A 2345-nucleotide genomic window follows, 5' to 3' on the forward strand; every position below is an offset into this window, starting at 1 on the left:
GACTTTAATAACGGCTTCTTCGCCGTGTTGTTCCATAATATCAAACATCTTCACTCTCCGACTTGAGCTTAAAACTCACCTTGGAACCATTTTGTGACTCGGTTCCACCAACCATCTTCGGCATCCGCTTTCGTCCTGTGTGCATTCTTGACTTGCAGCGTTCGGCCATATTGTAACAAACCTACCGCTGTTGCGTATGCCGGATCATCAACATAATCGGTTAATCCTGTTATCCCTACAGGTTTACCAACACGAACGGGCATCTGGAAAATGTCTTCAGCCACTTCCAGTGCACCTTTCATTTTTGCACTGCCACCGGTTAGCACAATACCTGCGGCAATCTGATCTTCAAATCCAGAGCGTCGGATCTCTTCAAGCACCAGCTCAAACAGTTCACGAAATCTGGGCTCAACTACCTCTGATAAAGTATGTCGAGACATAATGCGCGCAGGTCGCCCCCCTACGCTGGGTACTTCAATCGTTTCTTCGTTGCTGGCCATCTGGCTACTCGCATAGGCATATTGTACCTTCAGCGATTCCGCGTGAGAAATAGGGGTGCGGAAAATTTTTGCAATATCCCCTGTTACCTGATTACCCGCAACCGGAATAACGGCGGTATGGCGCAAGGCACCATTGACGAAAATAGCAATATCCATGGTGCCGCCGCCAATATCGACAACCGCAACGCCCAGCTCTTTTTCGTCTTCTGTCAGCACCGAGTAACACGATGCCAACGCAGTGAAGGTCAACTGATCGACCTGTAGCCCACAACGCTCAACACACTTTTCGATGTTTTTCGCCATGTCGTTTGAACAGGTGATAATGTGCGCTTTGGCTTCCATTCTGACACCGCTCATCCCGAGAGGATTTTTAATGCCCTCTTGCATATCCACACTGTATTCCTGAGGCAACGAATGCAACATTTTACGCTCGGCAGACATAGGCACTGAGCGCGCGATGTGGATCACATTGGCAATGTCGTCATCGGTGATCTCTGCATTATTGTTAATGGCCACCACGCCACTTTCGTTCTGGCACTGAATGTGTTTACCCGAAATACCGAGATACACAGAGCTGATCCGGCAATCAGCCATCAGCTCCGCTTCGTCAACAGCACGCTTGATGGAGTCTGATACCAGGTTGAGGTCGTTGACGCCACCTTTGTCCATACCATGGGCAACCTGATTCCCGACCCCAACTATACTCAGCTGGTTGTCTGCGGTGATCTCCCCAACCGTTGCAACCACCTTAGAGGTGCCTACATCCAGTCCAATCACTAAGTTTCTCTCTGCCGACTTGGTCATGCTTTACTCTTATCTTTATTGTCTTCGTTCTGGCTGAACTTCCAGCTAACCGCCAGTCCCGTATCATATCTCAGGTCAATCACATCGACCTGAGCGCCCTCTGGCCTTTCCAGCCTCGGATAAACATCTATAAACCGTTGCACACGTTGTGCTTTATCTTCCCGACCCAGATTGAGCCGAATGCCGTTATCCAACCATAGCTGCCAGGCAAAGCGCTCAGAAAGCGCCAAGCTGATCAGGTTAAACTGGTTCACAGCCAGCATTTCTTTTAGTTGTAAAAACGTCTGCCAGGCTTCGACTTCACTGCCTTCCGGGCCATACAGCTCAGGTAAAGTCTCAGGCAATCGCGTACTGCTAGCCTGAAACACACCACCCGCACTATTGAGCAACAGGTCACTATTCCACACAGCAACCGGTTTATGCTCAACCACATATACCTGCAAGGCATCTGGCCACTGCTTCCTAACCGAAACGGTGGCCACCCAGGGCAATGCCTGTACCGCATCGTGCACCGCCTTAACGTCCAGTTCAAAAAAACTCGACAAATCCGTTTGCTTTATCGCCCTCACAATGTCGTGCTCGGCGGTGTAATAGGGCTTGCCCAGCACGGTCAGGGTCTTGATCTGTGTGTCTCTGTGCTGAGTCAACCAGTCACGCGCCCATAAGCCACTTTGTATCAGTCCTATTAGTACAATCAGGAAAAACCCCACACCAAATAGCAGTGACCAGTTGACACTGTGCCGCAGCGGGGCGATTTTTCCCAAAAGAGCACGCATATTAAAGGGTTTGCTCCAAAATGCGAATAACTAATTGCTTAAATGACAACCCATTTTGCTTTGCTGCCATCGGCACCAATGATTTTTCTGTCATGCCCGGAACCGTATTCACTTCCAGAAGATAAAACTGGCCATTACTATCTTGCATTGCATCCACTCTGCCCCAGCCCGTTGCACCCACCAGCTCAAACGCATGTTTCGCCATCACTTGCAGCTGCTCGGTGTACGCGGTGCTGATATCTGCCGGGCAATAGTACTCAGTGCT

At 49.9% G+C, this 2345-nt stretch carries 2 protein-coding genes and 1 pseudogene; all 3 read right to left on the bottom strand.

The window, feature by feature from the left end; all coding sequences use genetic code 11:
• Positions 1–68: 68 nt before the first annotated feature.
• Positions 69–1304: a cell division protein FtsA gene (gene ftsA, locus C3B51_RS22675; RefSeq protein WP_046004801.1), complete on the bottom strand. Its 1236-nt coding sequence runs from the start codon at positions 1302–1304 to the stop codon at positions 69–71.
• Positions 1301–2080 (bottom strand): cell division protein FtsQ/DivIB, encoded by a 780-nt coding sequence (locus C3B51_RS22680; RefSeq protein ID WP_125717038.1) that lies wholly within the window; start codon positions 2078–2080, stop codon positions 1301–1303. Before C3B51_RS22680 ends, ftsA begins: the two co-directional genes overlap by 4 nt.
• Position 2081: 1 nt before the next feature.
• Positions 2082–2345: pseudogene (locus tag C3B51_RS22685) on the bottom strand (D-alanine--D-alanine ligase); the annotation flags it as partial.

It is taken from the genome of Pseudoalteromonas rubra, from assembly GCF_004212645.1.
Classification (GTDB): Bacteria; Pseudomonadota; Gammaproteobacteria; order Enterobacterales; family Alteromonadaceae; genus Pseudoalteromonas; species Pseudoalteromonas rubra_G.

Excerpts from the sequence above, each read along its gene's own strand:
- ftsA (WP_046004801.1), bottom strand. The coding sequence starts at position 1,304 with ATGACCAAGTCGGCAGAGAGAAACTTAGTGATTGGACTGGATGTAGGC.
- C3B51_RS22680 (WP_125717038.1), bottom strand. The coding sequence starts at position 2,080 with ATGCGTGCTCTTTTGGGAAAAATCGCCCCGCTGCGGCACAGTGTCAAC.